This window comes from Phormidesmis sp. 146-33, from assembly GCF_052939515.1.
Genome location: NZ_JBJPHU010000197.1, coordinates 1 through 7262, shown reverse-complemented (window position 1 = coordinate 7262; position 7262 = coordinate 1). Strand labels below are relative to the sequence as shown.

7 protein-coding genes are annotated in these 7262 nt (G+C 49.7%); 1 reads left to right on the top strand and 6 read right to left on the bottom strand.

Features of this window, described 5'->3' with window-relative positions:
• On the top strand, positions 1-228 hold a 228-nt coding region (locus ACJ2PR_RS34460; RefSeq protein ID WP_446880428.1), incomplete at its 5' end, for a response regulator.
• 498 nt (positions 229-726) lie between these two features.
• Here ACJ2PR_RS34460 and ACJ2PR_RS34455 read toward each other — a convergent pair.
• The 6 genes from ACJ2PR_RS34455 to ACJ2PR_RS34430 form a co-directional block, all read right to left on the bottom strand.
• A complete protein-coding gene (locus tag ACJ2PR_RS34455; RefSeq protein WP_446880427.1) occupies positions 727-1992 on the bottom strand; it encodes a GTP cyclohydrolase II in 1266 nt (421 codons plus the stop codon).
• A 156-nt stretch (positions 1993-2148) separates the two neighbouring features.
• Positions 2149-2391, bottom strand: coding sequence for a hypothetical protein (locus ACJ2PR_RS34450; RefSeq protein ID WP_446880426.1), 243 nt, complete (start codon positions 2389-2391; stop codon positions 2149-2151).
• 91 nt (positions 2392-2482) lie between these two features.
• Positions 2483-3631 carry an A/G-specific adenine glycosylase gene (gene mutY, locus ACJ2PR_RS34445; protein WP_446880425.1) on the bottom strand — a complete coding sequence of 383 codons (1149 nt, stop codon included), beginning with the start codon at positions 3629-3631 and terminating at the stop codon, positions 2483-2485.
• 44 nt (positions 3632-3675) lie between these two features.
• A complete protein-coding gene (locus ACJ2PR_RS34440) occupies positions 3676-4002 on the bottom strand; it encodes a DUF760 domain-containing protein (protein WP_446859956.1) in 327 nt (108 codons plus the stop codon).
• 439 nt (positions 4003-4441) lie between these two features.
• Positions 4442-5398 (bottom strand): RNA polymerase sigma factor, RpoD/SigA family, encoded by a 957-nt coding sequence (locus ACJ2PR_RS34435; RefSeq protein ID WP_446880424.1) that lies wholly within the window; start codon positions 5396-5398, stop codon positions 4442-4444.
• Between the two features lie 553 nt (positions 5399-5951).
• Positions 5952-7262, bottom strand: a 1311-nt coding sequence (locus tag ACJ2PR_RS34430; protein ID WP_446880423.1) for an ATP-binding protein, incomplete at its 5' end; no start/stop codon positions are given.

Genomic DNA, 7262 nt, shown 5'->3' with positions numbered 1-7262 from the left:
TGTGATATTGAAATGCCTAATATGAATGGGTTTGAGTTTCTTAACTACCGCCGTCAAGATGCTCAACTCTCACTTACTCCTACGGTGATGCTTACGTCTCGCAGCAATGAAAAACATCGCCGACTAGCAATGCAATTGGGTGCTACTGCCTACTTTACTAAGCCCTATCTAGAACAAGAGTTTTTAGCAGCACTCAAAAACATCCTCGATTCCTGCAAAATTGCATAAGCATTGAAAAAGCTTTGTTGGGCAATCTGAAATGCTTTGATGCGGCTGGTTATGCGGTAGAACGACGATTCCCTGTTATTACAGCTCTCTACTGACCTCCTCTAGGCTATCCGAGATTTTGCACAATTGGGATGCTCCCAGATTTTAATATTTTTCAAATAGTTTCCCATTCAGGAAAGAAGTTGCCAAAAAAGAATGTTAATTTTGGTTCTCTCCCTGGCGATGTCCCTGAGCTACTCAGCCTGCCGTGCTGACAACAGGATGCCTCTGCTTTCAAAACTGCTGACTCCTCGTATTTTTTGAATTTGGAATTGCTGCCCTAAACCCTCCCAAACCACTCTCAAAGTTTCCCAGGACTGGCAGATTGGGGGGCAGAAGCCCTAAACACCGAAGCGAAAAAACTGAATCGAATTCACATTGAACTAAACCAGCGAGAAAGCCAAAATACAGACGAACAAACTCTTAAATTCCTCCCTCATCCCTCATCCCTCATCCCTCCTACTCAATCAGCCCCCGTCCCTTAATTTCTGCTAACTTTTCTTCGGTCAACACTTCGCCCTGAGTGTAGTAGCCAGCCGCTTTTTTGGCCTCAATCTCGACCATCGCATCAGCGGGAATCAGTTCGTCAGGAATGGGAACCCGTTCGATAATTTGAATGCCCGATTGGGTAATCGCGTTGTACTTCATATCGCTCATCGAAACGAAGCGATCGATGCGCGTAATTCCCAACCAGTGCAATACATCAGGCATCAGTTCTTGAAAGCGCATATCTTGAACGCCCGCCACACACTCAGTTCTGGCAAAGTAGGCATCCGCACGATCGCCCCCCTCTTGACGTTTGCGAGCGTTGTAGACGAGAAACTTGGTGACTTCTCCCAGCGCCCGACCTTCTTTTCTCAAATAGACAATCACGCCTGCACCGCCTTCTTGAGCCGTTTGGATGCAGGCCTCAATGCCATGAACGAGATAAGGGCGACAAGTGCAAATGTCTGATCCAAACACATCCGATCCATTACACTCATCATGCACCCGAACGGCGAGCGGCTTGTTGGGATCAGTAATGGCAGCCGGATCGCCCACGATGTAAACCGTCAGACCCCCGATCGGAGGCAAAAACACCTTGAGATCTTGACGAGTAATCAGATCGGTAAACATGCCGCCTGTGTGTTCATACAACGTGCGACGCAGCAAACTTTCTTCAACGCCCAGCCGTTTGGCAATGCCGGGAAGATACCAGACAGGCTCGATCGCCGCCTTAGTTACAACCAAATTGCCCCCGGGTTTCATGATCAAACCATCTTCTTGCAATCGACCTTTGGCGACGGCTTCTTGCAGTTCTGGCATGTTGATGTGGGCTTGCGTGATGGCGATCGACGGTCGAATATCATAGCCCTGTTCATACAAATCAGAATAAACTTCGCCCACCAAAGCGCCAAACGGATCGAGTGAAACAATGCGATCGGGGTCAGCCCAGGCAGGATGTGGCCCAAGGTGCGCCGCCGGGGAGGTATTTGTCAAATCTGCGCGATGGTTGGCTTGTAGACTGCCACTGGCCACTGCTAGAGCGCGATAGACGGCGTAAGAGCCTGAGTGAGTGCCAATCACATTGCGATGAGCGGGATTGAGAACTGTGCCAATAATTGGGCCACGTTTGAGCGGATCGGCGGCTCCCCAATGAAGGGCGATCGGCTTGGGGCCAAATTGAGCCGGGTGAGACGACAGAACAATATGCTTTTGTTGTGGATTGACAGATTTACCGACCATCGCTAGACACTCCCTTGCACCGTTATCAGGACGCGATCACTTGGGTTAATACGAGGTTGATGATCTTTCGCTGCGTTGTTGGCTTCTGCCCCCCAACCCCCAATTTGGAGAGACTCTAAGACAGGCGTGGCTCAAAGTTTCTTAATAAAGGGCGATTTAAGAAGTTAATGAATCGGCAGCCAAAGCGAGAAGTTCATCAAATTTACGTTGGGTTAACATCAGTTCGATGAATCTTTCGCTACGGTGATTAATCCGGGCAGCCCCCCAAATCCCCCACGAGTAGGGGACTTTGAACCAGAATTCTTCTCTGAAATTCCCCAAAATTGGCAGCTTGGGGGGCAGAAGACTTGAACAACGAAGCGGGAAATTCATCAAATTCACGTTGGCATTAGAATCCATGATTTTAGCAGCAGAATTTTACATCTCGAAGTATTCTAAAAGGCAGAAATCTTTACCTTTCCAAAGGCTTGACCCTTGAGTTAGATAAGCTTCAGGCTTTGTTGTCTCGCAGCGCTTGAATGATCTGCAAGTTTGCTTTGGGAAAGGGGTACTGATCCAAGTCTGACAACTCAACCCAGCGCACTTCATCACAGGCGATCGCTTGCGGTTCTCCACTCACATATTGGCAATGATGCACATTCAGCCTGACTTTAAAGTGAGTATAAGTGTGGTCAACGACCATTAAGCGATCGCCCACTTCAATTTCAATGCCGATCTCTTCTTGAATCTCGCGCCTGATGCAAGCCTCGATCGTTTCACTGGGTTCGACTTTTCCACCCGGAAATTCCCATAAGCCACCCAATAAGCCGTCTGATTTGCGGCGATCGATGAGAATCTGCTGCTGGTCGTTCCAAATTACTGCTACGCCAATTTCTTTGTGGGGAATGGGGGCACGCGCTTCTGACATAGGCACCTGAGATTGCATGTCTAGATTGTAAGCCTGACAGTGCAATTGCCAGGGACAAATCAAACAAGCAGGATGGTGAGTTGTGCAAATTGTCGCGCCCAGATCCATGATCGCCTGATTAAAATCTCTGGCGTGATCAGGATCGATCGCGATTTCAGACAGGTTCCATAATTTTGGCAAAGCTTTACTGGGAGGCACTTCTAATGCGATCAGTCGGGCTAAAACTCGCTTAACATTGCCGTCTAGAATGGCGATCGATTGATTAAAGGCTGCGCTGAGAATGCCGCCTGCCGTCGTGCGACCGATTCCAGGCAGGGCGAGAACGTCTATCGGATCTTGCGGAAACGTTCCATTGTGAGTTTGAACAATCTTCTGCGCGGCTTGATGCAGATTTCTAGCACGAGCGTAATAGCCCAACCCTTCCCAGGCTTTGAGAACCTGTTGTAAATCGGCAGATGCTAGAGACGCGATCGTCGGAAACTGAGCCAGCCAGCGATCGTAATAAGGAATCACCGTCTTTACCTGCGTCTGTTGGAGCATGATCTCTGAAACCCAGATTGCATAAGGATCACGAGTTCTGCGCCAGGGCAAGTCTCGACCTGATTGGGCATACCAGGTGAGGAGCGATCGTCGCAGCGCCAACACGTCAAAATTCGGCAGACCGTCTGTGTGATCTACCGAATCTTGCTTACGATTCAAAGCTTTTTGGAAAGAACTATTATTCTTTGCCACAGGTCAGTAATCTTTGTAGACGCAACCAGTGACTCATCATCTAACTATTCTCCGGGTTCGGCAACCTCAAAGGATTTCTCAAAGGTCATGCGCTGTTCGGCATTACGAATGAAATAACCGCTCATCATGGCAGAAGCCAGCAGTCTACCAAGATGCTCTCGACTCGTCGTAATCGTAATGTCAAAGCTTTCGGCAGGCAAGCCACCCAGCAGACCAATGATATTGCGCTCCATCACCTGAAAAACATCAGATGAAGACGGCTTTGAGAGTTGAGCGATCGTTTCTGGGCTAAGAGACTGCACATACTGCCACAGCAGTCCAGGCTCGCCACCCTTGATGAATTCTGGAACTTGATTCGATGTGTCGTTCACGTTAACCAACCTCGCTGAGAGGACTGTATCGTTCTTTTGTTAAAACTACTTTAACAACTCAAACACCAACTGGGAGTCAGTAGAACCGAACTTAAAAGGTGGGATTGTCTACACTCGGAGGGAGGAGAGAGGAGGGATGGGTTAGAACTTTTGGTTTGTTAATGGAACGATCGAGTTCTTTTGCTTCGTTGTTGAAGGCTTCTGCCTCCACGTCCCAATTCTGAGGGACTTTTAGCTAAGAGTCTTAGTTTGCGTCAAGTCAAAAGGCGGAACGATCGCCTGTCCGATCGCTCCGCCCTACCCTACAAGCTCATCCAAATCAAACGAAAGATCTCAGCATCGCACAAATCAATCAGAACGATCCTTTCATCCCTCATCCCTCCTCGCGCAGCGGATTACCCCAAAAGGGGGAACAGATCATCGAAGTTCTCCCTCATCCCTAACTCGCCAGATACTCACCCATATCGCCTTTGCGCTTCCGTAGCTTGGTGAGGGCTTCACGCTCGATTTGACGGACTCGTTCGCGGCTGATATTGAGCAGGTCGCCAATTTTAGCCAACGTCAAAGCTTTTCCGTCTTCTAAGCCAAACCGCAGCGCCAAAACTTCTCGCTGTTGAGGCGTGAGATCCGCCATCAAAGTCTCCAGATCCTTGCGAAGAGACGCTTGAGCCGCAAAGTCTTCAGGAGAAGGGCCCGTGTCTTCGAGCAGTTCGCCCAATTCGGTGTCTTGATTGTCGCCAACTCGCAGATCTAAGGAGAGGGGAGAGCGCGATCGCTCCAAATATTCCCGCACTTGCCTGGGAGTGAGTTCTAACTCAACGGCCAATTCTGCGGCGGTGGCGGCTCGTCCTAGTTTTTGAGCGAGGGCCCGCTGGGCTTTTTTGATTTTGTTGAGCTTTTCGGTGATGTGAATCGGCAAGCGAATGGTGCGGCCTTTTTCGGCGATCGCTCTCGTAATCGCTTGCCGAATCCACCAGTAAGCATAAGTTGAGAACCGATAGCCCTTAGTGGGATCAAATTTCTCAACACCACGCTGCATTCCGATCGTGCCTTCCTGGATCAGATCCATTAAGTCCACGTTGCGCTTGGTATATTTTTTGGCAACCGAAACGACTAAACGCAGATTGGCCTCGACCATACGACGTTTGGCAATTTCGCCCTCAGCGATCGCCTGCCGCATTTCTGTCTCAGACAACCCAACTTGCTGCGACAACTCAGCCTCATCGGGAGAATGACCCAACGTTAGCGTCAACGCCTCTTTAGTCTGGTTGATCAGCGCCAACTTTTGAACTTGTTTGCCGTAGAGAATCTCTTGTTCGTGAGTCAACAAAGGGACACGACCAATTTCGCGCAGGTAAGCACGGACTGAATCGGTGGGAGTCTGAACTGTCTTCATAGCGCTGATATCGAGTAGAAGTGATGGAATTATGAGTTTTCTTAGAAAGGACTCGGTTCGTTGGGACAGCAACCCTAAAGAAAGGGTGTCTCAAGCGGTACACACCTCATTCAGCCCAATTAATGTGTCGCTAATGCAGCGATGTCTTGATTATGGAGGAAAAAGTTAAGCTTTGTAAAGATTATGAGAAACCTTTTGGTTATTCCAGGCAGTCAGATGGGGAAAAGCCGTAGAGAGTTCACTTTCAGGTTCTTTAATATACATATCAGCTTATCCAGGAACGAATTTACCGAGTGCATCCTGTGAGACAGAATCGCAGATTTATTAGAGGGTCAGTCGATATTCCAGGAAGATTTAACGTTTTATTAAGTTTTTAGAAAAATACAAGGGGGTCGAGATGTGCACCCGGCCAGTCTTATAGGTATACGGTGAGAAACGAGTAATCGACATCTGCCGCATGATAGATCGAAACCTTGAGCAACGAGCATAGAAATTGTCGGATCGCTAGTATAGCTTACTCCCTAGATTTCGTATGTCCGTTGCTCAAGGCTGACTAGACGTGGATGTAGTCCTGTAGGGCGCTCACTGTCAGCGGTTGAGACTGGAGAGAGCGGATTGCGGAGGCAGTGGCTTTTGCGCCTGCGATCGTGGTGATGATCGGAATCTTGTAAGTCAAGGCGGTGCGGCGGATCAGGCGATCGTCGGTGTAGGCTTCTTCTCCTGAAGGGGTGTTGATAATGAGCTGAATTTGTTCGTTTTTGATCGAGTCCAAAACGTGGGGGCGGCCTTCATGAAGTTTTAAGACTAGCTCGACCTCTAAGCCGTTTTCTTTGAGAACTTTGCGGGTGCCTTCGGTGGCGACGACCTTGAAGCCCAGGGACATCAGATCTTTGACGACGGGAACGACGAGCGTTTTTTCACGATCGTTCATCGACACAAATACGGTGCCTTGGAGGGGTAAGCGCTGACTGGCTGCGAGTTCGGCTTTGGCGTAGGCTTTACCAAAATCGGTGTCGATGCCCATGACTTCTCCGGTCGATCGCATTTCTGGGCCCAAAATCGTATCGGTGCCAGGAAATTTGTCGAAGGGCAAAACGGCTTCTTTGACCGAGATGTGATGGGGAATTTTTTCTTCGGTGAAGTTGAGTTCCTTAAGGGTTTTGCCGGACATGATCCGGGCGGCGATTTTGGCGAGGGGCTGACCGATCGCCTTCGAGACAAAAGGCACCGTCCGAGAGGCGCGCGGATTGGCTTCTAGAATGTAAACCTGGTCGCCCTGGACGGCAAATTGAATATTCATCAAGCCGACGACTTTGAGCGCTTTTGCGAGTTGGATTGTCCAGGTGCGAATTTGGGCCAATACAGGCTGTGTCAGCGTCACCGACGGAATCGAGCAAGCCGAGTCGCCAGAGTGAATGCCCGCCTGTTCGATATGTTCCATGATGCCGCCGATCGTCACTTCACCCGTGGCATCTGCGATCGCATCTACATCAACTTCGATGGCGTTTTCGAGAAACTTGTCGATCAAAATCGGGTGATCTGGCTCAATCTGAACGGCATAGGTCATGTAGCGATCGAGTTCTGCATCCGAATAGACAATTTCCATCGCTCGACCGCCCAAGACGTAACTCGGACGCACCACAACTGGATAAGTGACCCTCTGAGCGACTTTGAGCGCATCCCGATAGCTGCGGGCCAGACCATTGGGCGGTTGTAGAATGTCTAACTCGCGCAAAATCTTTTCAAAGCGTTCGCGATCTTCGGCGATGTCGATCGAGTCGGGCGAAGTGCCCCAGATGCGAGTTTTCAGCGTTGAGTCGGGCGTGTTGGCAGCGGCTTCGAGAGCAGATTGGAGCGGGACGGC

Bases quoted from the DNA above. Each gene is read 5' to 3' on its own strand.
- ACJ2PR_RS34435 (WP_446880424.1), bottom strand. From the start codon at position 5,398: ATGAAGACAGTTCAGACTCCCACCGATTCAGTCCGTGCTTACCTGCGC.
- ACJ2PR_RS34455 (WP_446880427.1), bottom strand. From the start codon at position 1,992: ATGGTCGGTAAATCTGTCAATCCACAACAAAAGCATATTGTTCTGTCG.
- ACJ2PR_RS34450 (WP_446880426.1), bottom strand. From the start codon at position 2,391: ATGGATTCTAATGCCAACGTGAATTTGATGAATTTCCCGCTTCGTTGT.